Origin of the sequence: Undibacterium sp. Ren11W (assembly GCF_049340485.1) — a bacterium.
Taxonomy (GTDB): domain Bacteria; phylum Pseudomonadota; class Gammaproteobacteria; order Burkholderiales; family Burkholderiaceae_D; genus Undibacterium.
In genome coordinates this window covers 406,523-430,557 of record NZ_JBMPPB010000001.1, presented here as the reverse complement: position 1 = coordinate 430,557, position 24,035 = coordinate 406,523, and the positions used below count along the sequence as shown (strand labels likewise).

The 24,035-nt window shown below is 52.4% G+C and carries 19 protein-coding genes and 1 pseudogene; 12 read left to right on the top strand and 8 right to left on the bottom strand.

Going from position 1 to position 24,035, the window contains the following annotated elements; genetic code table 11:
* The first annotated feature begins 145 nt into the window (after positions 1–145).
* A complete protein-coding gene (gene leuA / locus ACO0K8_RS01980; RefSeq protein WP_422944939.1) occupies positions 146–1,873 on the top strand; it encodes a 2-isopropylmalate synthase in 1,728 nt (575 codons plus the stop codon).
* Between the two features lie 295 nt (positions 1,874–2,168).
* On the opposite strand, the gene ACO0K8_RS01975 is transcribed toward leuA, so the two are convergent.
* The gene (locus ACO0K8_RS01975) at positions 2,169–2,540 is read right to left on the bottom strand and encodes a hypothetical protein (RefSeq protein WP_422944938.1); all 372 of its coding nucleotides are present in this window, start codon (positions 2,538–2,540) and stop codon (positions 2,169–2,171) included.
* A 723-nt stretch (positions 2,541–3,263) separates the two neighbouring features.
* On the opposite strand from ACO0K8_RS01975, the gene ACO0K8_RS01970 reads away from it, so the two are divergent.
* A complete protein-coding gene (locus ACO0K8_RS01970) occupies positions 3,264–4,664 on the top strand; it encodes an L-cystine transporter (protein ID WP_422944937.1) in 1,401 nt (466 codons plus the stop codon).
* 131 nt (positions 4,665–4,795) lie between these two features.
* Here ACO0K8_RS01970 and ACO0K8_RS01965 read toward each other — a convergent pair whose 3' ends face one another.
* The 5 genes from ACO0K8_RS01965 to ACO0K8_RS01945 all read right to left on the bottom strand — a co-directional run bounded on the left by ACO0K8_RS01965 (position 4,796) and on the right by ACO0K8_RS01945 (position 10,673).
* Entirely contained in the window at positions 4,796–7,141 is a 2,346-nt protein-coding gene (locus ACO0K8_RS01965; protein ID WP_422944936.1) for a molybdopterin cofactor-binding domain-containing protein, read from the bottom strand.
* Complete coding sequence (locus ACO0K8_RS01960; RefSeq protein ID WP_422944935.1) at positions 7,138–7,650, bottom strand: (2Fe-2S)-binding protein; 513 nt, start codon at positions 7,648–7,650, stop codon at positions 7,138–7,140. The genes ACO0K8_RS01965 and ACO0K8_RS01960 overlap by 4 nt, the downstream gene beginning before the upstream one ends.
* 295 nt (positions 7,651–7,945) lie before the next feature.
* On the bottom strand, positions 7,946–8,386 hold the full coding sequence (locus ACO0K8_RS01955) for a thioesterase family protein (RefSeq protein WP_422944934.1): 441 nt from the start codon (positions 8,384–8,386) through the stop codon (positions 7,946–7,948).
* Positions 8,387–8,542: 156 nt separating this feature from the next.
* Positions 8,543–8,863 carry a hypothetical protein gene (locus tag ACO0K8_RS01950; RefSeq protein ID WP_422944933.1) on the bottom strand — a complete coding sequence of 107 codons (321 nt, stop codon included), beginning with the start codon at positions 8,861–8,863 and terminating at the stop codon, positions 8,543–8,545.
* A gap of 412 nt (positions 8,864–9,275) precedes the next feature.
* Positions 9,276–10,673 (bottom strand): ABC-F family ATP-binding cassette domain-containing protein, encoded by a 1,398-nt coding sequence (locus ACO0K8_RS01945; RefSeq protein ID WP_422944932.1) that lies wholly within the window; start codon positions 10,671–10,673, stop codon positions 9,276–9,278.
* A gap of 424 nt (positions 10,674–11,097) precedes the next feature.
* Between ACO0K8_RS01945 and ACO0K8_RS01940 the strand changes: the two are divergent.
* From ACO0K8_RS01940 to ACO0K8_RS01930, 3 genes and pseudogenes are all read left to right on the top strand, one after another.
* Positions 11,098–11,364: pseudogene (locus ACO0K8_RS01940) on the top strand (recombinase family protein); the annotation flags it as partial.
* Between the two features lie 358 nt (positions 11,365–11,722).
* Positions 11,723–12,814 (top strand): sensor histidine kinase, encoded by a 1,092-nt coding sequence (locus ACO0K8_RS01935; RefSeq protein ID WP_422944931.1) that lies wholly within the window; start codon positions 11,723–11,725, stop codon positions 12,812–12,814.
* Positions 12,811–13,596 (top strand): LytR/AlgR family response regulator transcription factor, encoded by a 786-nt coding sequence (locus tag ACO0K8_RS01930; protein ID WP_422944930.1) that lies wholly within the window; start codon positions 12,811–12,813, stop codon positions 13,594–13,596. Before ACO0K8_RS01935 ends, ACO0K8_RS01930 begins: the two co-directional genes overlap by 4 nt.
* Here ACO0K8_RS01930 and ACO0K8_RS01925 read toward each other — a convergent pair.
* Positions 13,573–13,719, bottom strand: coding sequence for a hypothetical protein (locus ACO0K8_RS01925; protein ID WP_422944929.1), 147 nt, complete (start codon positions 13,717–13,719; stop codon positions 13,573–13,575). The genes ACO0K8_RS01930 and ACO0K8_RS01925 overlap by 24 nt on opposite strands.
* A gap of 176 nt (positions 13,720–13,895) precedes the next feature.
* Here ACO0K8_RS01925 and ACO0K8_RS01920 point away from each other — a divergent pair, with 176 nt between their 5' ends.
* From ACO0K8_RS01920 to ACO0K8_RS01890, 7 genes are all read left to right on the top strand, one after another.
* Entirely contained in the window at positions 13,896–14,627 is a 732-nt protein-coding gene (locus tag ACO0K8_RS01920; protein ID WP_422944928.1) for a TetR family transcriptional regulator, read from the top strand.
* A gap of 1 nt (position 14,628) precedes the next feature.
* Complete coding sequence (locus tag ACO0K8_RS01915; RefSeq protein WP_422944927.1) at positions 14,629–16,005, top strand: ABC1 kinase family protein; 1,377 nt, start codon at positions 14,629–14,631, stop codon at positions 16,003–16,005.
* Complete coding sequence (locus tag ACO0K8_RS01910) at positions 16,002–16,514, top strand: DUF2867 domain-containing protein (RefSeq protein WP_422944926.1); 513 nt, start codon at positions 16,002–16,004, stop codon at positions 16,512–16,514. The genes ACO0K8_RS01915 and ACO0K8_RS01910 overlap by 4 nt, the downstream gene beginning before the upstream one ends.
* 186 nt (positions 16,515–16,700) lie before the next feature.
* Positions 16,701–17,162 carry a cache domain-containing protein gene (locus ACO0K8_RS01905; protein WP_422944925.1) on the top strand — a complete coding sequence of 154 codons (462 nt, stop codon included), beginning with the start codon at positions 16,701–16,703 and terminating at the stop codon, positions 17,160–17,162.
* Positions 17,163–17,728: 566 nt separating this feature from the next.
* A complete protein-coding gene (locus tag ACO0K8_RS01900; RefSeq protein WP_422944924.1) occupies positions 17,729–18,985 on the top strand; it encodes a hypothetical protein in 1,257 nt (418 codons plus the stop codon).
* Between the two features lie 9 nt (positions 18,986–18,994).
* Positions 18,995–19,432 (top strand): hypothetical protein, encoded by a 438-nt coding sequence (locus ACO0K8_RS01895; protein ID WP_422944923.1) that lies wholly within the window; start codon positions 18,995–18,997, stop codon positions 19,430–19,432.
* Between the two features lie 6 nt (positions 19,433–19,438).
* Positions 19,439–21,046 carry a diguanylate cyclase domain-containing protein gene (locus ACO0K8_RS01890; protein WP_422944922.1) on the top strand — a complete coding sequence of 536 codons (1,608 nt, stop codon included), beginning with the start codon at positions 19,439–19,441 and terminating at the stop codon, positions 21,044–21,046.
* A 646-nt stretch (positions 21,047–21,692) separates the two neighbouring features.
* On the opposite strand, the gene metE is transcribed toward ACO0K8_RS01890, so the two are convergent.
* A complete protein-coding gene (gene metE, locus ACO0K8_RS01885; RefSeq protein ID WP_422944921.1) occupies positions 21,693–24,011 on the bottom strand; it encodes a 5-methyltetrahydropteroyltriglutamate--homocysteine S-methyltransferase in 2,319 nt (772 codons plus the stop codon).
* Positions 24,012–24,035: the final 24 nt, after the last annotated feature.

Sequence of the window (24,035 nt, the reverse complement as noted above, 5' to 3'; positions counted from 1 at the left end):
CAGTTAGCCCGGATGCCACCCTCCCCCCTGTTTGTATATTTTTTGCGCTTATTTGCACGCCTAAATGCATAAGCCTGCCAGCCTCAGTTTGGACTGATATAACTGGTCCACGCCGCAGCGCAGGCATTTTAAAAGGAAGATCAGCATGTCACTCACACCGCAAGAAAAATACCGCCCTTTCCCACCTGTCCCATTGCCGGCACGGCGCTGGCCCGACCGGCTTATTAGCCAAGCGCCAATCTGGATGAGCACCGATTTACGCGATGGCAATCAAGCTTTAATTGAACCGATGAACGCCACCAAAAAATTGGAATTCTTCGAGATGTTAGTGCGTATCGGTATCAAAGAAATCGAAGTCGCCTTCCCTTCCGCCTCGGATACGGACTTCGACTTCGTACGCAAACTCATTACCGAGCAGCGCATCCCGGATGACGTTACGATAGAAGTCTTGACGCAGGCGCGCCCGGACTTGATACGCCGCACCATAGACTCTTTGCAAGGTGCCAGACGCGCCATTATTCATGTCTACAACCCGATCGCGCCAGCCTTCCGGCGTATTGTGTTTGACAAATCGCGCGAGCAGATCAAGGCGATTGCCACTGACGCCACACGCCTGATTAAGCAATTGACGGACGAGCGTCCGGAAACTGCGTGGGTGTTTGAATACTCACCCGAAACCTTCAGCATGGCCGAGCTGGATTTCTCCAAAGAAGTCTGCGATGCGGTGTCCGCCATCTGGCAGCCTAGCCCCGAGCGCAAGATGATTATCAACTTGCCGAGCACCGTAGAGTGCAGCACGCCCAATGTGTATGCCGATCAGATCGAATGGATGCACACCCATCTGGAGCGACGCGATGCCATCGTTCTGAGCGTGCATCCGCACAATGACCGTGGCACCGCGGTGGCCTCGGCTGAACTGGCCTTAATGGCAGGCGCCGACCGGGTCGAAGGCTGTTTATTCGGAAACGGCGAACGTACCGGCAACGTCGACTTGGTGACACTGGCGCTGAACTTGACCACCCAGGGTGTGGCGTCGGGTTTGGACTTTTCCGATATCGACGCGGTACGCCAATGCGTGGAAAGCTGTAACCAGTTGCCGGTACATCCGCGCCATCCTTACGTCGGAGATCTGGTGTTCACCGCTTTTTCTGGCTCGCATCAAGACGCCATCAAAAAGGGCCTGGCACAACAAAGGCCCGATGCAATTTGGGAAGTGCCTTACCTGCCCATCGACCCGGCCGATCTCGGACGCAGCTACGACGCGGTGATACGCGTCAACAGCCAATCGGGCAAAGGCGGCATGGCATTCTTACTGCAGCAAGAGTACGGCTTGCAGTTGCCGCGTCGCCTGCAAATTGAATTTAGCCGTGCGGTACAAGCCGAAGCCGACCGCAACGGGTTAGAGATGACTGCGCAAAGTATCTATGCCATTTTTTGCCAGCATTATCTGAATCCGGCCAAACACACCATCCCGGCTGCGGGCGCTACGTTGGCGCATTACGTGTATCAATCCCACCAAATACTGAACCACAGCATAACGCCATCAGAGACGACGCAATTACCCTTGCGTATCAATCTGCTGCATCACGCACAGCCAAAAACTGTGCATGGTGCTGCCCATGGCAACAATGCGTCGGTCTTACAGGCCCTGCAAAGTATGGGAATAGAGATCAAGCTCATGGACCAGCATCAGCACAGCCTAGGTACTGGCCCACAGACTGAGACGGTGAGTTATGTGGAATTGCGTGTCGATGAAGGCAATAGCCAGTTTGGGGTCGGCATCGCCAGCGATGCATTGAGCGCGCACATTCTCGCCATCCTCAATGCCATGAATCGGGCAGCGAATGAAACTGGCCTGGCAATTGCGGCCTAAAGCTAAATATGCACCCTTGTACGACTATGGCTAAGAAATCGACAAAGCCGCATCGCAGAGCCGCTGAAGAAAAACAGAGAAATATTTTGCCCAGCTCTCTCAGTTCTTTATCCCGACATCTCTATGTAGCCTGATTAAAGTCGAAAAAATTCGTAAAAAAAAGCCCAAACTTTGAATTGTAGGTTTGGGCATTTCCATTTCTGAATGCGGGTACGGCAGCTCTCTTGCACTATTTTTCTTTTGCGCAGCTCAGCGCCCCCCGGCGCAATTATGAACTGCGTCACCGCCGCACAAGCTAGCAGCGGTTCATCCTGATTACCCGCGAAACCTCAGATGTAGTGAGACCGCACTTTTGTGCATATGGTGCACATTCAAGAGGCGTAATCAGTGATTCGTTGGCCGCGAATTGACCGACATAACGGAATAACTCCGCGTCGAGTTTGATGAAAACCGGGATAGCCTCGACCTGTTTTGCCAGAGTTTTTCCGGCAGCGCGCGCTGACGCACCGTTATTGCAAACAATGACGTCAGGCGCGAGCGGGTTGAGCTCAGGCCGAATGCAGGCGGCGACCACTTTCCCATTTCTGATCGGCAGAAAAGCCTGTTTATCGCCTCCGCAAACAGAGTAGATGTCTTCGCGAGAATAGTTTTTATTTATTTCAAACATGTAAAACCTCCTTCTATGGATAACACAGCGTAGATACGCAACAGCACAAAAAATAGCTAAATCCCAGTTCCGGGAATACAGCTATGACATAGGCAGGCGCGCGCACACATCGCGAGATCGTGCTCGCAAGGCGTATCCATTCTGAACTTGGCTAGGCCAGTGTCAGGCGATTTTTTAAAAGGTGCTCGGAATAGCTTATTGTGGCGCGCACCGTCTGCCTGTTGGCAAGACGGCGGCTGAGAGAATTAGCACGCAGGCGTCCTGCAAATCAGGTAGTGATTTTTTTTGAAGGTCGACAACATCGGATAATCATGGCAGCAGTTCCTTGTTTGAATTTTCAAATATTATAGAGATCTAAAATTGGCTGGCAAGTAAAAAGATTGTAAAGAAAATAGGCGAATTTCGACCTATGCCATGTCTGACAATGTCGACGTAAGCGCCAGTGAGGGCGAGTGTGCTTTGATTTTTTTGAATAGATAACTGTGCATTAGGATCTGAAGCCAGATAATTTAAACGGCAAGGCCAGCGCGCATATTCCATGCGGGTCTTGAGGCATATGCCTTGGAAAGGCGCATGGAATATGCGCGCTGGCGTACTCGATTTTAATGCGTCAATTTGCGTGCAGAGATTTCACGCTAGAATAGCGCGACGTGGCAAGCTTACCGCGCTTAGCCCCCGATCGCCAGCATGCACCCGCGTGCACAACCAGGACTCATTGATACCATGACGCTTCCATTAATTCTCAATCTCGCAGTAGCGATCGCTCTGTGCGGCCTGCTCTACTGGCAGCAAACTCAACATGCCTCGTTTACCAAACGTGTGTTTAGCGGCCTGGCGCTGGGTGTCATGCTGGGTGCCGCCTTGCAGCTGATCTATGGAATCACATCACCCGTACTGACCGAGACCAATGCCTATCTCGACATCTTAGGCACAGGCTACGTCAAGCTGCTGCAGATGATCATCATGCCTTTGATCATGGTCTCGATAATTGGTGCCATCTTAAAATTGCGTGACGCCGGTTCACTCGGCAAGATCAGCGCGCTCACCATAGGCATACTGATGCTCACCACCATGGTGGCGGCGATGCTAGGCATACTGATGGCGAAACTGTTTGGCTTAAGCGCAGTAGGCCTCTCCGCCACTGCCGCCGAAGTGGCGCGCGGCGAATATCTACAAGGTACGCTGGGCGCAGCTAAGGAAATTTCCTTACCCAGCATGCTGCTCAGCTTCATCCCGGCCAATCCGTTTCTGGACATGACCGGGGCACGCAAGACGTCGACCATTGCGGTAGTCTTATTTTCTGTTTTTATCGGCGTTTCCGCTACTGGCATCGCCGCCAAGCAGCCCGCTATTTTTGCCACATTTAATCGTTTCATAGAAGTTGCGCATGCCATCGTGATGCGCATGGTGACGCTGGTATTGCGCCTGACACCGTATGGGGTATTTGCCATGATGGCGCAGGTGGTAGCCGGCTCCAGCCTCGCTGACATCCTGAACCTGATCAATTTCGTCATGGCCTCGTATAGCGCGATTATTCTCATGTTTGCGTTACACCTTTGCCTGATCGCGCTGGCCGGACTCAATCCACTGCGTTACGCCAAAAAGATTTTTCCGGTACTGGTGTTTGCCTTCACTTCGCGCACTAGTGCCGGCTCTATCCCCATGAGCGTACAAACCCAGACTACGCGCCTGGGCACCTCGGAAGGGATTGCTAATTTTGCCGCCTCTTTCGGTGCCAGCATAGGTCAAAATGGCTGCGCCGGGATTTATCCAGCGATGCTGGCAGTCATGATTGCCCCTACTGTTGGTATCGATCCTATGACGCTACACTTCATCCTGCCTTTATTGGGTGTGATTGCGATAGGCTCGGTAGGTGTGGCTGGTGTCGGCGGCGGTGCTACGTTTGCCGCCCTGATCGTGCTCTCGACAATGGATTTACCGGTCGCCCTGGCCGGTCTGTTGATCTCGATAGAACCATTGATAGACATGGGGCGTACCGCTTTAAATGTCAGCGGCTCCATCACCGCCGGCACTCTCACCAGCCGGCTGCTAGGACAAACCGACATGGCGATTTTTAATAGCGATAGCGAGATTAGTCTGGACGAAGCATCGCAAACTGCCTGAGTTGATCTCACCGATAAATACGGCGCAGTCCTCATATAGCTAAGACTGCGCCGCTAAAGCGATGATTAAGCGACCAATAAGCAATGAATAAGCAATGAATAAGCAATGAATAAGCAATGATTAAGCGACGTTTAAGCCTTGCTGATCTGATCGCGTACTGGCAAATTGCGGATGCGCTTACCGCTCGCGGCAAAGATCGCATTGCATAGTGCCGGGGCGATCGGTGGCGTCGCCGGCTCGCCGACTCCACCCAATTCCACCTCCAGAGAGTTAGGAATCAGATGGGTGCGGATCTCTTTAGGAGCCGCCATCGCGCGCAGCACTTCATATTGATGAAAATTACTTTGCTCGACGCGACCATTCTTAAACGAGATCTCACCGCTCATGGCCAGACTGATCCCCATGATGCAGGCACCTTCGAGCTGTGAACGGATACGATCAGGATTAATCAATGGGCCGCAATCGATCACCATATCTACCATGGGAATACTCAACTCACCCTTGGCATTGATGTCGACTTCTATCACCACCGCCACATAGCTGACAAAGCTATACGACACGGCCAAGCCCAAACCGCGTCCTTTTGGCAGTTTGCGCCCCCAACCGGCCTTGGCGCAGGCCACTTCTATAACATTGCGCATACGACCGATATCGACAGGATAACGCTCAGGCGACTCACCATAATTAAACTTATCCCCCATGCTGGCCGGATCTATCTTACGTGCCGGGCCTAACAGATCGAGCAGATAGGTTTTATGATCACGTTTTGCAGCGTGCGCCAGTTCTGCCACAAAGGACTGAATAGCGAACGCGTGCGGAATATTCGACACAGACCGAAACCAGCCTATCCGTGCATGGGCCGCCACTTCCGGCACTTCAACCCGGATATGCGGAATCGCAAACGGCACATTGATCGCCGACATCGCCAGTTCAAATGGCTGCTGCTGATTGGCACCGGCGGCAAAGGTGGAGGCTATCGTCGGTGCGGCAGTACGATGCAACCATGCGTTAGGCATGCCATCCGGACCCAAGGCCGCTTCCAGTCTTTCCATAGAAACGGTGTGCAGATAATCGTGTTGCAGATCGTCTTCGCGGGTCCAGGTCACTTTTACCGGCGCGCCCTTCATGGCCTGCGACAGCAGTGCCGCTTCTACCGCAAAATCGGGTTTCGATTTACGTCCGAAGCCACCGCCTAGCAAGGTGACATGCACCGTCACCTGTTCCGGTTTGTACTTAAGATGCTGTGCAATCGTGTTTACGGTCGCTTGCGGTGCCTGCACACAGGCCCATACTTCACATTTGCCGTCGACTATTCTGGCGGTGGCAGCTGGCGCTTCCATCGTGGCATGTGCCAGATGCGGCAGATAATATTCGGCGCTCAGGGTTTTTTTCGATGCCGCCAGCACAGACACTACCGTGCCCTGGTCGCGCGCAGCCTTAGCCGGTTTGCGCACTAATTCTTGCAAACTCAGGCGGAAAGCGGCGCTATCATATGCGGCGTTGGGGCCGTCATCCCAGACTATCTTCAGTGCTTCGCGCCCCTTGATCGCGGCCCAGGTATTGCTCGCCAATACCGCAACGCCACCAAGCGGATTAAACATGGCCGGCGGCGGACTGCCTGCCAACTCGATCACCTGCAACACACCAGGCACTTTCAGGGCGGCCGTTTTATCGACACTGACTAGCTTGCCACCAAATACCGGCGGGCGCGCGATTACGGCGTAAAGCATGCCGTCTAGCCGGGTATCGATACCGTACTGGGTATTGCCGGTGACGATATTTTTCAGATCAATGCCGCGTGTACTAGTTTTACCTATGTAACGCAACTCGTCCGCTGCTTTCAGACGGATGTTTTCTCTGGCCGGCACCGCCAATTTAGCCGCGTCTTGCGCCAGCGCAGCAAAGCCCAAACGGCGGCCACTGGCGGCATGCACCACTTCGTGGTTCAGCGCCTTGACCTGATCAACAGGAACATTCCAGCGTGCCGCCGCCACACTCTCTAACATCAGACGGGCAGTGGCACCGATATGGCGCATAGGCTTGAACGAATGGCGCATACTACGCGAGCCATCGGTATCCTGATTGCCATACTTGGCCTCGTTAGCGTCGGCCTGCACCACCCTGACTTGGGCCCAGTCGGCCCCAAGCTCGTCGGCGACCACCATAGGCAAACTGGTGCGCACGCCCTGCCCCATTTCCGAACGATGCGCCACTATCGTGACTAGACCGTCGCTACCTATCGCAACGAATGCCAGCACGTCATCGACCAGACCACCAGACATGGCGGCACCGCCAAACTTGGCGGCGCTTGCCGCATCGGCCGCCAGCACCAAACCGGAAGGGCCGACCGTCAGCGCCAGACCGCTGAAGGCTGCAGCCGTCTTGAGCCAGTTTCTACGGCTGACGGATGCCAGCTCGGCAGACCTACTATCATTATCGCCAGCTATCGCGCCGGTTAAACTGAAATGCTGTCTCATAGTGCACCTCCCTTAATTTTGGCGGCAGCCGGCGTTTTTTTGCTAAGCGGAGCAGCGATGGCGTGTGAGGCTTGCTTGACCGCCGCATGGATACGGGTATAGGTACCGCAACGGCAGATGTTGCCGTTCATTGCCTCGGTAATTTGCTGGTCGTTCGGGCGCATGACTTTTTTAAGTAAAGCTGCCGCCGACATAATTTGCCCAGACTGACAGTAACCGCATTGCGGCACTCCCAGTTCCATCCAGGCGTCCTGTACCGCCATACCGACCTTATCTTGCGCAATTGCTTCTATGGTGGTGATTTTTTTATTGATGGCCGCCGAGATCGGCGTCACACAAGAGCGTATCGGTTCGCCATCGAGATGCATGGTGCAGGCGCCGCATAGCGCCATACCGCAGCCATATTTAGTGCCTGTCATGCCTAGCTGATCACGCAAGGCCCACAGTAAAGGGGTGTCTTCGGGCAAAGTGAGCTCATGCTGTTTGCCATTGATAGTAAGAACTGTCATCGCTGTTCCTTGTATGTAAAATCATGGAGAAAACCCGGTCAGCCACCAGCTAAAAAAACGCCGTTAAAAAATGCACTGTCTGAACCAGCTCGGACGAAAAAAGAAGAATAGCACTAATGCGCAGGGGGCGATTTTTATGTGTGAATTATTGCAATAGGGTAAAACAGCCGGCACCTTCCTATCCAGACCGCCCGCTCAATATTGACGCTGCAAATTCAAAGAAGACCCCGGCCAAGGCGCATATTCCATGCGCCTTGGCCGACCTGATTTCATACAGCTACCAGCCGAAAGTAACTTAGCTTTTGCTGTCTGGCAGTAGCACAAAATCTTCGCTGTGCTCAATTGCGCGCAAGGACTGCAACAGCTTTTCTGGCGGACAGGTTAGCTTGCGCTGGATTAAATCGAGCCAGCCGACTGCCGAGGTGACGCGTGCTGCCAAAATTCCCTTGCGAAAAAATTCATTGCGGATTTTCATGCGACTGCCATCCTCTGACAGCCCGGCCAGGCTCAAAGTAACGGTTACTTCATCAAGCAGATGAAATTCGCGGAAGTATTCGACTTCATCCTTCATCACCACTGGCCCTAATTTCAGATGCATGAACTCGCTCATGGGGAAGCCGCATTCAGCAAAATACATCATGCGTACATCGGCCGACTTATCCAGATAGGCGGTGTTACGCATGTGTGCATTGAAATCCATATCACCCCAACCGGCGACGAGTATTTTTTGATACATGGTCTTTCTCCCTGGCTGTTTTACATTAATACTGATGGCCGCATAGTGTAAATCCCTATGACCAGGTGGATGATAACTGGCATTTCCATGCCTGGCACCTCATTTTTTCTAGGCTCGCGGTATGGCAAAGCACATGTCGGCGCGGGCCGTCAAGCCTTAGCTCCCGGCATGAGCGATGCCGCAATAATTGATAATCAGCTGCCCTATCACGCTTATTCCATGCGGCCCGCAGGCCGATGTGCTTGAAGAAGCATATGAAATATGCGCGCTGGCAGCACAGAACTTTAGACCGCCCGCACAGTAACGCCACGCCACAATAACCAGCATCCTGTGACTATTTCGCTGACGAACATCGGCATTTTCCCGACGAACCTGCGTTGCTGATTCTCGCGACACGACACTCAACAAGCCTGCGATAATGCCCATCCATTCCTGGCATTGGCCCTGCTGGCTATCGTGGCTATCGTGCTGGCTCATGTACTTGATGAACGCCAGAGTAAGACTGGCAGCACGCGCTGTGAAGTCGATTCCGATGAACGACGGCGCGGCGGGCTTGAGTGACGACTGGCAGGGACCGCCGCCGCTATCCCCTGAATGCAGATGGACTCGATGCTGGGGTTCTAAGCCCTAATCCACGAAATTTTCAGAATGTAAATTTGTTTGAAAACACAGCTCTCACATGTCTAGTTGAAGCTACACTGCGCGCGCGATCGAGGGGAGGAAGGGAATAGCGGCAATGCGCCGTTGCTATTGCCAGGATCTGTTTTTTTAACGTAAATTATAAACAACGCAGTTAAATTATCATTGTCCATCAAAAAACAATCTTAACGGCTTCACCGGTCGACTAGGAACAATTTATTGGGAAAGTCAAAGTTGTACGCCATTATTATCACAACTGGTACTTTTGTACTCTTCCTATTTGCTCCAAAAAGTCGGCATCATGGGAAATCAGCAGCATAGTGCCGGGGTAGTCGGCAAGAATTTCAATGACATGCTCGCGCATCCGCCGATCCATATTGTTGGTTACCTCATCCAAAATCAACAATTGCGGCGGCTTCGCTGCAATACAGGCCAGCGACAGTCGCGCTCTTTCGCCGCCGGACAACATGGCGACCTTTGCGCATGTCGCGCTTTGTTGGCGGAACAAGAAATCACTCAGATGGTGACGCAGAGCTAATTCCGTCCAATCAGGAACTACCTCGGTCAATGCCTGCAAAACCGTCTGTTGGGGATTCAGGTTTGCATAATGCTGATCCAGATAACCTATTTCACGTTGATGCGGAACAAACCAGTCGCCACCGCGACGCACCGACTCATCAACCATGATCGCGCGTGCCAGCGTTGACTTGCCACTACCGTTTTTGCCGGTCAGTGCCAGCCGTTCACCCCACGACAGCGTGATATAAATATTTTTTAGTAACACTTCCTGATAGCCAATAGCACCTTCGGCGATTTGCACTATGTTCCCTTTTGACTGATTAGCGCAACCGAGGTGAAATTGAGGGAGGATTACCGTGTCGCTTGGCAGTTGTTCAAGTTGAGCAGCCAGTTCGTGACGCTGTTGTTTGATTTCTGAAAATTTGTGTCCCGATGTGGTATTACCGCGCGCTAATTTGGTGGGCGATTTGATCGTAGGCCATTTGCGGTTTTGAACACTTTGAATACCGCGTTGCTTGGCATGCGCGGCACGTTCCTGTTCCTGCATCAACGAGTTATGCGCTTCATGCTGCGCACGTTTCAGGGCAATGAGCTGCCTTTCCACTGTCTCGCGATCAATTTTTTGCTGTGCCAAGAAATCGGCGTAACGACCTTCGAAAACCGTAATGGTGCCATTGCCAATATGCCAGATCGTATCGCATACCTGATTCATCAACTTCTCGTCATGCGTGACCAACACAATGCTGCCGTAATACTTTTGCAGCATACGTGTCAGAGTTCGTCGGTTATCGATATCAAGGTGGTTCGTGGGTTCATCGAGCAGCAGCAAATCAGTTGCTATGGAAAGCGCTTGGTTCAAGGCTTGATTAACACGTTCGCCGCCACTCAATCCGTCGTGGTCGGAATGAACTTGTTCGACATAACCTATGCCGAGTTCGTGGTGACGTTGGATGCATCCACTGCTTGGTTGCATTGATCCGTGCAGCATCTGCAGTAATGAAGATTTACCAGTTCCGTTGTCGCCCACGATGGCGATGCGCTGCCCCCAAGAAATGGAAGCACTAAAATCAGAAAAACAGGATTTATGAGAAAAATCAAGGCCAACGCCTTGTAATTGAATAATGGACATACACACTCTCGCTAAATAGGGCTAAAAAATTGGCTGCCCTGAGTACTAAATCGGGCGATTAGTTGAGTGTGTTCATGTTGAATGAGTCCTTAAAAGAGTGGTTATTATATAAGTTTAATAACCAATTTGCAAGAGATCTAAAACTGCCAATTTTCTACCATACTTACAAACGGACTTACAGTCACGTTCAGGCTAAATGACTCAATGTGCCAGCCATGTCCAAGGATTAATGACAGTAAGGCCGGTTGCATCAAAAGGCGACGTGTCGCGCGTGGCTAATGCGAAACCAAGTGTCGCCGCGATGGCAGCAATATAGCCGTCTGCGGGAGCAATAGCCAACCCAGCGGTGCGAGCGCGGGAGCGCAGCGTTGCCTAGGATTGTGATGCGATGTCGTCAAACGGTAAGTTGCGACTCGTGAATGAACTCACGGAAAAACAGGTGGCATTTCGTTCGTTGACAGAAGGCATGGACACCACAATAGCATCCGGCGAGTTGCTGTTTCATGTATTCGGTGCCTTGGCTCAATATGAGCGGGCATTGACCCGGGAACGTGTTATGGCCGGACTCGCTGCGGCTAAGCGCCGGGGACGCATTGGCGGTCGTCCTCCCGCCATCGTTGGCGAAAAATTGGACGCCATTCTTGCCGCGTTATCCAGGCGCGTGACATCGCTGACATTTTTCGGTTTGTAAATGGGTGTTGTAATTGGACTTGCTCAGGCGAATTTCACCAGCCGCCTGGCAGCATCTGCATTTCCTTGGTCACTACGCCTTCAGGGATAAGCGCAATCCCATTGATTTAGACGCCATTTTGGCGGGGATTGAGTGGGAATAGCTTGCCACTTTAGAAATTTCTGAAAATTTCGTGGATTAGGGCTTCGTACCCCATACTGGTGCGCTTCGTCGGTCTCTAGCGTGATTCAGACAAAGCAGAACGTATCTGGTCTGCGCGTAGCAGCTTATGTCGTGCTGGCCGTGTAAGCTGACTATATTCGAGGTCGATCTGAAGATGGAGCGGCTATCTATTTATTTTTTGGGGGATTATCTGATCATGATTACTAAAGCGTCTTTCCCAGCATCAGATTCGCCAACTCTATTTGGCTGGCCCCGTGTGCGGGTGGTACTGATTGCCAGCTTGATTATTAGCCTGCTTTGGATGCCTATCTTCCAGTCATCCTGGGGCCTGCTGATGTTACGTTTAGTGTCGGTCGGCGCAATTCAACTGACGGCATTCGGCATATTGGCGCGATGGCCGTCGCGCTTGCCGACCTGGCTGGCGCACTGGGTGCTGCAACTGATAGCCGTCGCGCTGATTGCTCCGTTAGCAGCGGCGCTGGTCTACACGCTGACAACTTGGGCCGACCCTCAACCCTGGTACCAAAATAATTTACGCCTGACGGGCTTTGGCATCTTGACCGGCGTCGGCGTCTTGATCTCGCCCTGGATCGCCATGTCGGCGCTGTATCGCCAGATTAGCGGACAAGCACAGAGACAGCGACTCTCATTTGAGCTAGAACGCAGCGAGTTTGCGCGCGACGCCCTCGATTCGCGACTGCGCTTGTTGCAGGCCCAGGTAGAGCCGCATTTTCTGTTTAACACGCTGGCCAATGTACGAGAATTAGTGGATTCAGGATCACCGCAAGCCTCAAGCGTGCTTAATAGCCTGATTGCGTATTTGCGGGCTGCGGTACCACGTCTGAATGAGGCTGGCACCACGCTCGCGCAAGAATTGGAATTGGTACGCGCCTATTTAGAATTAATGCATATGCGCATGCCCGACCGGCTGCAATTTAGTATCGACGTGGAAGACGCTGCCTTGTCAATCAACTGCCCAACCATGTCGCTACTGACCCTGGTCGAAAACGCCGTGCGCCACGGTATCGATCCTAGTGAGGAAGGTGGACACATACAGGTGCAGGTGCGTTTGCAGCAAGGTCGTTGTTATGCGGCCGTGAGCGACACCGGGGTTGGTTTGGCTTACAGCAGTGCGGGTTCGGAGGCAAGCCTGGGTACAGGTTTAGCGACCCTGCGCGAACGCTTGCAGTTAGTCTATGCCGGTGATGCGCAGCTCACGCTGACAGAGTTGTCACCGCATGGTGTTAAAGTAGAATTCAATTTTCCGGCCAACAGGAGTCAAGCATGACGCAGCAACGCCCTACCGCACTGATCGCCGACGATGAGCCGCTACTGCGCAGCTCACTGATCCGCCTGCTAGCCGAAGCCTGGCCAGAACTGGAAGTAGTGGCGCAGGCGCGCAACGGGCGCGAAGCGCTAGCGCAATACCAGGAATTACAACCGACCGTATGCTTTCTCGATGTCCATATGCCGGGTCTATCCGGGGTCGAAGCGGCTCGCCAAATCGGTCGTGGCGCGCACCTGATTTTTGTCACGGCACACAGCGAATATGCGGTACAGGCCTTTGAGCAAGGCGCACTCGATTACCTGGTCAAACCGGTCGAGCCAGCCCGTCTGGCCGACACCGTGGCGCGCCTGCGCGAACGTCTGCGCGTCGCCCAAGCTGCGCCCGACATCGAGCTGCTGCTGGATAAACTGGAGCAGCGTTTGCAGAAGAAAAACGCAGCGGAGCCGCTGCGCCGTATCCGCGCCATGGTCGGTCAGGAGCTACGTCTGATTGCTGTGGACGATATCGATTTTTTGCGCTCGGACGAAAAATACACGCTGATCGCCTGGCGCAATGAAGAAGGCAAAATTGGCGAAGCACTGATCCGTACCCCACTCAAAGAACTCTTGGCGCAACTCGACGAACAACACTTTATTCAGGTGCACCGCTCAGTGGTGGTCAACTTGCGTGCAATCAGCCACGTGACACGCGGCGAAAACGAAACCGCCCACGTCCATTTAAAAGGGCGTAGCGAAAAGCTCCCCGTCAGCCGCAGCTATCTACACCACTTCCGGCAGATGTAATCGCGCATGGCGCAAACCGCAGCAAACCGTCGGTATTGCGAGAATCGCCTTGAACATACGACGCCGCGATGCGCCCGAGTAGAGGATTTTTAAAACATAAAAAAACCTTTGCGCAGTATCCATGCGCCTTTCCAAGGCATATTGCCCGCTAAGGCGCATGAATACTGCGCATAGCTACGTCTATTCTCAAATTATTTGGGGAGGATAAATGGTGAAAATACGGCTCCCTTGCACTTTAACGATATTTGATATACATTGTAGTTAATAAATTTCACATTTAAAGATAGTTGGTATTCATTATGAAAATTTCAAAATCCCAGCAAGAGCAAACGCGGCGTCAGATTATCCGTACTGCAGTCGATCTGATCACCGAGCATGGCTACGAGGCCAGCACCATGAAGCAGATCGCGCGCACGGCGGGCATCGGTGATGCGACTATCTATAAATACTTTCCCAGCAAAGAGAAACTGCTGCTCGCTTACTATGAGCTCGGCATAGAAATTGTGCTGGAGCTGACGCTGGAGACGCCCGGTTTTTCGGAGTTTAGCTTGCAGGAGCGGCTGCAAAGGCTGGTCGATGCCTTGCTCGAACTCTTGCTGGCCGACCGCGAATTTGTCGAGATCACGCGCAGTGTCGTCGGCAAATCGCCCTTGCTGATGATGCGCGACAATTTCCCCGGGCAGCAAATGCTGAAGCAACAGATTGTGGCCTTTCTGGCAGAGGCGGAACTGGCAGATGAGATTGCACCTTGTGATTATAAAAACCTGTTGGGCGGGCTATTTGCCGACTATCTGTTGGCCGTCATCGCCTACTGGTTAAAAGATGAATCGGAAGAGTTTGCCGATACCACGCAGCTGGTTGACTTGACTCTGGCGATACTGGTGCTGGCTTTGAAGAGCGGCGTGGTGAATAAACTATCCGAACTGGCTGGATTTTTGGTCCGTAACCAGCTCTCACGTTTGATGCAAAACGGCTCAGGTTTGATGGATTTGCTCAAGCTGGCCAAACGCGGTCTGGCCGATAAGGGATAACATGAGCAATGCACCTGCCACTGGCAAACTCAAACGCGGCGCCATCAGCGGACTGGCATTGGCGCGCGCCGGCATCACCCAACTCGGGCATCAGGCGCGCCAACTGACGCGTGACGATGAGGATAAACCAGCGGCACAGGATCAACATGAAGCCGAACTCGGGCGCATCTTGTTTCGAGCCCTGAATCAACTCAAAGGCACGGCCTTAAAAGTCTCCCAGCTACTCAGCATGGAGGCCGATTTTTTACCGCAGGGAATACGCAGCGAACTGGCCAAGGGCTGCTATCAGGTGACACCACTCAATCGCGCCCTGGTGCACAAGGTCTTTAGCAGCGAATTCGGGCAAGCACCGGAACAACTATTTGCCCAGTTTGAGGCTAACTCCTTCGCTGCCGCCAGCCTGGGCCAGGTGCACCATGCCAGCCTGGCCGATGGCACTTTGCTAGCGGTCAAGGTGCAGTATCCTGGCATCGCGGCCTCAGTCAAGAGCGACATCCGCATGTTGCGCGGCATCCTGCAGACGTTGGGCTTAGGCTCGAACCTGATCCCGCGCCAAGAGCTGATCGATCGCATGATGAACGAGATCGAGCACAAGCTGGTGGAAGAACTCGATTACCAGCACGAGGCCGCACAACTACGCTGGTTTCGCCAGCACGTCAGCCTGCCTGGCATCGTGATCCCGCGAGCCATCTCCAGCCATTCCAGCCGCCGCGTCTTGAGCATGCAGCGGCTAGACGGTTTGCATCTGGAGCCATGGCTGGCAACCGGCCCAAGCCAGGCGCAGCGCGACCATTTTGGCCAATTGCTGTACGACTGGTTTTGGACTAGCGTGCGCCAGTTGGGCCGCTTGCATGCCGACCCGCACCCGGGTAATTTTTTGTTCATGGCTGACGGCCAGTTAGGTGTACTCGATTTTGGTTGCACCAAGACGATTTCTGCCGCCTTTTGCGCTGCCATGGCGCAGGCCTGGAGCGCACTGCTGGCGCATGGCGAAGCAGACAGTTACGCTGCCGTGCGCGATGCCTATCTGGCGCTGGGCGTGATCTCACCCGAGCTCAGCCTGGCCGATTTTGAGACCGAGTTAATGCCAGCGATTACCCCACTGATAGACTGGCAACTAGAACCGTATCGCACTACCCACTTTGATTTCAGCCAAAAAACGCCCTACCCCTCACCGGACCGCAGTCAAAACAAAACCATGATGCTACTGGCGGCCGGCTTCCACCAGGATCTGCCGTATTTTGACCGCGCCTATCTGGGGCTGATGCATATGCTAAAAAAAATCGGCGCGAACGTGGCGACCGGTAATCCGTGGACCCATCAGTCTTTCGATACCGCGCTAACATCCACCACAAACTCTGTCCGGGAGATTCTATGAAACGCACAATTAGCGCCAGCGCGGTACCGTCAGAGAGTGTCATCGCCGGCGCGCTAGCCGGGGCCGATTTTTACGATTGCTATCAGATGCCTCTGCGCAATGATCAACTGTCGGCGCTGGAACTGTATCTGCGCATCGTTGCCATCACACCAGCATGGGTGAATACGCTGATGGCGCTGCGCAACCGGGTCGTGGCACTGGTCGGGCTAAAAAACCTCGGCCATCTTGGCGCTGTCAGCCACACCAAACCGGCCAGTGCGTATCGCGTGGGTGATCGCGTCGGAATCTTTTGCCTGCTCCACCTGAGCGACGACGAAATCATCCTAGGCGACTCAGACAAGCACCTCGACGTCAAGCTGTCGCTGTGCAAACAAACTCTGGGCCAGCACAAGTACGCGGCGCTGTCGACCGTGGTCCATATTCACAATACGCTGGGGCGTGTGTATATGTTTTTTGTCGGGCCGGCACATAAAATCATCGCACCGGCGACGCTGGCACGAGGCCTGTAAGCGACAGTAACAGCGGCCCCGACAACGCGTCTCAGCCGGACGCTACGATGCCTGCCAAATTCGCAAAAAAATGTCCTTTGTGCAAACCACGTTTCTCCATTATGCTGAGGTCAGCAACTCTGTTTTACCCCATCACTGAGGTTATTTTTGTTTCTCGACGCATTTGCCAAATTAGGAGATTATTCTATGTTCACCCGATTAAGCGCAGTTACTGTCATGCTTTTTACTCTTTTCTGCACTCTGGCGCAGCCAGCCCTGGCTGAAGAACATGGCACCGCCGCCGAGGCCAAGTCTATGGTACAAAAAGCCATCACAGCCATGAAAAAAAATGGCATAGAGAGCACCATAGCCGAGATCAACAAACGCGATGGACAATATAAAGACAAGGATTTGTACGTGGTGGTCTACAGCATGAGCGGACAGAATCTGGCGCACCTAAATCCGAAGATGGTTGGCAAAGATATGATTGAACTCACCGATGTCGACGGCAAGCATTTCATCAAGGAGCGCATCGAACTGGCCAAGAAGAATGGCAGCGCCTGGCAGGATTACAAATTTCTCAATCCTGTCTCGAAGCAGATCGAGCCCAAGTCTATGTATATAGAAAAATTCGACACCGTGATCGTAGGCTGCGGCATCTATAAATGAAGACCCGGCACGCATGCGTCTGAAAGGCCAGTGTGCTTGAAGAAGCGCATGGAATATGCGTGTTGGTCGGGTGCCTATACAGATTTCTTACGGCGCAATTGCTAGGCATGGACGCCTTACACAAAGATTGCGCCTTACTGGGTTAATCATCCGCGTGGGCACACAGGCGGTGCCCACCCTACCAGACTAAAATATTCTTGGAATTGCATAGCATTAGACAAAATGGAGGGCCTCAACGGTAAGCGAAGTTGCCCATCCTAGTCGTCGCGAGCCACGTCTATTGAAGACCTCGCAATCCCAGATGCACTATTTGACTATACTGATCAAGGATCTTTGATCTTTGATCCTGCATCTAAGGCTTGCCTTTGCTCAGTAAGGGCTATCAATACCGGATGAGAGTGGCGTTTTAGGTCTTTCTCCTATGCCAAGCTCGCATTTTCAGCTATTCTATTTACATGAAAGAATGATGTTGGCTGCTCTAGTTTTACACGCCACAGCGCCATATTACGCAGCGCGATCGTATTTCAGGTGAAGTTACTCCCTCATAGAGATCTTAGGAGTGTTCTGTGAACTACAAATTTCTCATTACTTTATTTGCCTTAAGTAGTCAGTTACTGATCAGCGCTGCACAAGCGCAAATAGACGAGGCCAGTAAATCGTTTCATATCAGCGGTTATGGAACTCTGGGGGCAGTACATAGCAGTAGCAATCAGGTTGATTTCGTGCGTAGTCTGTTGCAACGTGATGGCGTTGGATACTCCCGGAGCATCGATTTTGGTATGGACTCCCTGCTCGGCTTGCAGCTTGACCTGCGCCCTGCCGATGAATTTGGCGCTTCGATACAAGCGGTGAGCCGGCGCGGCCAGTCCGAATTTCAGCCAGAATTGACATGGGCATACGCCCGATATACGCCTAATGACACGGTACAAATGCGCGCAGGACGCTTAGGCTTTGATGTCTATCTACTAGCCGACTCACGCGATGTCGGCTATTCATATCAATGGGTACGCCCGCCAATCGAATACTTTGGCCCTCTGACGCTATCGTATCTTGATGGCGCTGATGCGGTACTAAAAACGCCACTCAGTGATGGGGTGTTACGGGCAAAACTGTATGTGGGCAAAGCGCGAGAAAAACCTGCCATAGGCGGGAACTATAGCGCGGTGTTTCCCCTGACTGGCTCACCCTTGCTGGGCGCTTATCTCGAATATCAGAACCAGCACTGGCAATTTCGGGCCGGTGGTGCCCGCCTGAGGTTTAATAATGAATTTCCCCAGATGCAAGAACTGGCAGACGCTCTACGCTCGCCATCGCTGCAATATTTTGATCCAAATGCGGCAGCTCTGGCCGATAGAATTACCTTTAAGGACAAGACCGTAGATTATCTGTCGGCGGGAGTCGCCTATGACAATGGCCCCTTACAGGCGCAGCTGATGCTAAGCAAACTAAAGTCTGATCTGATCGCATTTCCGCAAAATATCGCCGGCTACACCACCATTAGCTATAGGCTGAAGCAATGGACACCGTATATCACTTATTCGGCAATTCGCCCCAACACATCCACACCGGTCTTACATCTCCCACCGGGGATTGATCCAAACCTTGATGCCATCGCACATGCTTACCGCGTCACTTCAGAAGGTCAACTTGCAGATCAAAGCACCGTGTCGCTGGGACTGCGCTATGACTTTGCTGAAAAAATGGACCTAAAATTTCAGATAGACCACATCCGTAGCAAACAAAATTTATTACTTCGTAATGTGCAACCTAGCTGGAATGGACGAGCCACCTTGTTTAGCATCGCTTTTGACTTCGTCTTTTAAGGAGCGGACATGAGAGTTCGCTCCTTCCAGACGGTAAGCCTGACACTGTTTCTTTTATTGACTACGGTCTTGTCCATGGCGGCAGATCTGGTGGTTGTTACGCATCCCAGCAACGGCATAGAAAAAATGAGTAAGGATGAGGTGATTAATATCTATATGGGAAGATATCGCAAATTAGCAAACGGTGAAACTGCGATACCTTTGGATTTAAAACAGCCGCCCGGAGAAAAAGCCCAGTTTTACAGCATCTTGGTAGGGAAAGAATTAGCCGAGATTAATTCTTATTGGGCGCGCCTGATGTTTTCCGGGCAGGGTTCGCCACCGCGCCAGGCTGAAAATGTGGACGAGGCCATCGAGTTTGTGAAAAATAACAAGGGTGCCTTGGCCTATATCGACAGAAAAAAGGTGGATAAACGAGTGAAAGTGATTTTTGACCTGGCTCAATAATTGACTATGATGCGATTATTTCGTACCAGTATCGTGTTCCGCAGCACTTTCGTGCTGCTGACTATTATCGTCTTGATTGGCACCTTATTTGCGGCATACAGCTATTTCACTGCCCTTCGTCACGAGTACGAACATGGCAGGGAACGGATGATAGACTTGCTCAGCACCGTAGAAAATACTACCAGCATTGCCTGTTTTGTCTCGGATCGCACGCTTGCGTCTGAAGTTAGCGGTGGCCTGATCCGTAACAAAGACGTCAGGAGCGTAAAAATTATTGCCGGCACTGACGTATTGGCCTATTCAGAGAGAAAGAAAATAAGCGGAAACGCTGTCATCAAGATGCCTGGCGAGCGCGCCGCAACAATAGAGCGCGATGTATTCTCACCCTTCAATGCAAAAGAAAAGGTCTGTCGTATTGTGCTCGAACCGGATCAGGCATTTTTACAAAATGAAGCGATCTCTAGCGCACAACGTGTCGTTTTTTTGCTCATATTGCAATCGTTCCTTCTTGCTACGGCCGTGGTTTTAGTCGTCATCCATATCATTACCCGACCGATTAAAAATATATCCGACTGCTTACATCGCTTATCCCCCGATAGTGGCGCTCAGTTAGAGCTGCCCATCGGAAATGAACACGACGAAATCGGACAATTGGTCGGCGACGTCAATGCACTGGTGACCAGTTTGGTCAGCACACTCGATGAAGAACGACAGTTACGCATCAGTCATCAGATCGGAGAAAAGAAATTTAAGACGATTTTTGATAACACCGAAACGGGTATCTTTTTAATCAATACTGGTGGCACGGTACTCTCCTACAACCAAGCTTTCTTGCGCACTCTCGGCTTAGCGTCCGATTTAAGCGAGCAAAAAAGCAAATCCTGCCTGCTCGAAGCGCTGGTGGGACAGGAGATGCGACTGCACCTGATGATAGACCAGGCGCTCACCAACGGTCAGGCCGTCGGTGAGGATTTCTCGATTGATGTCGCTCCCAACAACGATAATAAATGGCTCAACATCGTGATTTCCTCGCTTGAAGACGGCGTGTTTCAAGGCCTGCTCAATGACATCACCAGTCGCAAGGCGCGCGAGGAAAACGCACAACATCTAGCTGTCACCGACCACTTGACTGGTGTAGACAATCGCCTTGGTTTTGATTTGGAGCTGCAAAAGTTAGCGAAAGAAGTACAGCATGATTCCACCATACGTGTTTTTTTGTTTTTAATTGACCTGGATAAATTTAAGCAGGTAAACGATGTCTATGGTCATGAAGCTGGTGATAAAGTCCTGATTCACTTCACTCAAATACTGCGAAAAACCTTGCGCAAGACGGATTTCATAGGGCGTCTGGGCGGAGATGAATTCGTGATACTGGTCAGAGATCTTGATAATCCAGCACAAGCGGAAAAAATCGCAAAAAACATTATCAATCGAACCTCCGTTGCCATACCTATCAGCGCAGAAATCGCGGTAGAAATCGGTGCCAGCATAGGCATCAGTTTCAGCCACGGTCTGGCCTTTGACCGAGAGGAATTATTACGCCAGGCAGATGAAGCGATGTATGAAGTAAAGCGTCATGGTCGCAATAACTTCCGCATATTTTCTGAAGACTAGCCCCCTTGATTAAGCCTCTATAGTTTCGAATCTCGTGCAGCGCCCCGAACCCTGCCTTACCGTACCGACGGATTTCTAACAAGGCTAAACACTCCTTGCACCTCCCGACCAAGAAACCATGTTTAAAATAGCTCTTTCCACTTTCCAACTATTGCGCTTGTCCTTAGACTCACCTAGTCAGAGCATATGAAGAACGCACCCCGCAGTGCCTAAAACGCTGGCAGCCATTGATCACTGCGGTGCTGTTGTTGGCGCTCCCCACCAGCTTTCAACCCATGCTGCAACAAACTCAATTAGTCGACACCACTTTAATTTTAGACCGGTCGCCTTCGGATCGTATTGTGCATAATTTGACACTCTCGAAGGCAAGGCTAAGGCTAAGTCAAACTCAAACTCAAACTCAATTTGAAATTCTTGAAAAAACCATGCATTCTATGCGTGAGGACAGCAGTCTAGATAAAATTTTTAGACGGCATATTGGCGATCGCCCGGCGAAGCAAATCACCTATATCAATCGCAAGTCTTAGAAAACTTTTACCATCACACAACATCCCCCCGCCACTGCGCATATCCCATGCGGCCTGCAAGCCAACATGCCTGGAGAAGCGCATGGAATATGCGCCCTGAGCCACCCTGCTTTTAAAAACTAACAGCAATTGACATGCTCGGCCTCATCATTGATGCTGGCACTGGCACGCAATAACTTAGCCGCTTGCACCATGTGCTCTAAGGCGGCGATGGTTTCTGGCCAGTTGCGGGTTTTTAAGCCGCAATCGGGATTCACCCATAGCCTTGCGTCGGGGATCACGCTTCTGGCTTTTTGCAAAAGATTTTGCATTTCGCTCACGCGCGGCACCCGTGGTGAGTGGATGTCGTAGACGCCGGGGCCGATGTCGTTGGGGTAGGCAAAATCGCCGAAGCCGGCGAGTAATTCCATGTCCGAGCGTGAGGTTTCTATGGTGATGACGTCGGCATCCATGGCGGCGATCCATGGCAGGATGTCGTTAAACTCTGAATAGCACATGTGAGTATGAATTTGGGTCTCGTCGCTGACACCGGCCGAACTGAGTTTAAAGGCCTGCACCGCCCAATCGAGATAGGCGGCCCAGTCTTTGCGTTTTAAAGGCAAACCTTCGCGAAAGGCCGGTTCGTCTATCTGTATCATGCCTATTCCGGCGCGTTCCAGATCTTGCACTTCGTCGCGCAAGGCCAGCGCGATTTGCAAAGCGGTAGTCTGGCGCGGCTGATCGTCGCGCACAAACGACCATTGCAACATGGTGACCGGGCCAGTCAGCATGCCCTTCATGGGTTTATCGGTCAGGCTTTGGGCATACTCACTCCATGCCACCGTCATCGCTTCGGGCCGATACACATCGCCATAGATGAATGGCGGCTTAACGCAACGCGAGCCATAACTCTGAACCCAGCCATTGAGGCTAAAGCCATAGCCCCACAATTGTTCGCCAAAATACTCGACCATGTCGTTGCGCTCAGGCTCGCCATGCACTAGTACATCGATGCCGATTTTCTCTTGCGCCGCTACCACCAGACGGATCTCGGCGCGCATCGCTTCCAGATATTCAATATGCTTAATTGCGCCGCGTTTATAGGCGGCGCGGGTTTGCCGTATCAGGGCCGTTTGTGGGAACGAGCCTATGCTGGTGGTGGGAAACAGTGGCAAGGCAAAACGCTGCTGCTGGGCCGCGATGCGCTGGCTAAATGGATGCTGCCTTTGTGCGTCTGCGCTGAGCACACTGGCCAGGCGCTTTTGCACCACAGGATTATGGATGCGCACCGAACTGGCACGGCTGGCGATAGCGGTTTGCGCCGCGATAAATTGCGGCAAGACCGCTTCCGCATTGCCATTTAAGGCTAATTTTAAGGCCACGACTTCATCCAGCTTTTGTGTGGCAAATGCCAGCCAGCTAAGAGTCTCGGGCGGCAGGCTGGTCTCGGCTGCCAGATCGACCGGCACATGCAGCAGCGAGCAGCTACTACTGATCCACAGCTTATCGCCGAGTTGCTGCTGTAGCGGCTGCAATTGCTTGAGTAAGTCCGACAAATCGGCGCGCCAGATGTTGCGGCCATCTATCACGCCAGCCGACAAGACGCGGCCCTGCGGCCAGTTTTCCAGAAAAACTGTGAGCTGTTGCGGTGCCCTGAGCAGATCGAGATGCACACCGTCTAGCGGCAGACTATGGAGCAGAGCAGCATGCTCAGAGACTGCTTCAAAATAAGTGGTCAACATCAGCTTGGGAGCTTGCTGCGCCAGCGCCGTGTAGCTGGGTAAAAATGCATTGCGCCATTGCGCATCCAGATCCTGGGCCAGAATAGGTTCATCGATCTGCAACCATTCGACTCCGGCTTGCTGCAAGCGCGTCAGCACTGTTTGGTAAGCCGGTATCAACTTGTGCAGTAGTTCCAGACTATGCGTCAGCCCGCCCTTGAGCTTACCCAGATACAGCAAACTCAATGGCCCCAACAAAGTCACTTTGGGCGTATGCGCCAAAGCCTGTGCTTCTGCCAGCTCTTCAAACAACCACTCTACCCCACCGTCAAAACGGGTGTCGGCAGTCCATTCCGGCACCAGATAATGGTAATTGGTGTCGAACCATTTGGTCATCTCCATCGCGTGATGCTGAGGATTGCCGCGCGCAGCGACAAAATAATCCGCCAAAGACAGTTGCGCAGTCTCGAAACCGAAACGCGTGGGCAAGGCGCCGAGCAAGGCCAGCGTGCTCAGTACCTGATCGTACCAGGCAAAATCGCCGACGCAGACCAGATCCAGACCGGCGTCTTGCTGCAAGGCCCAATGACGCTGGCGCAAGGCGCTGCCGGTATCGCGCAAGCTAGCCTCACTAATGGCGCCGCTCCAGTAAGCTTCTTGCGCAAACTTTAATTCGCGGTGCGCGCCTATGCGCGGAAAACCCAAAACATGGGCACGGCTCGGTGTTGCGTGTGTCATTTTTTGCTCCTATCAATGTTAGTG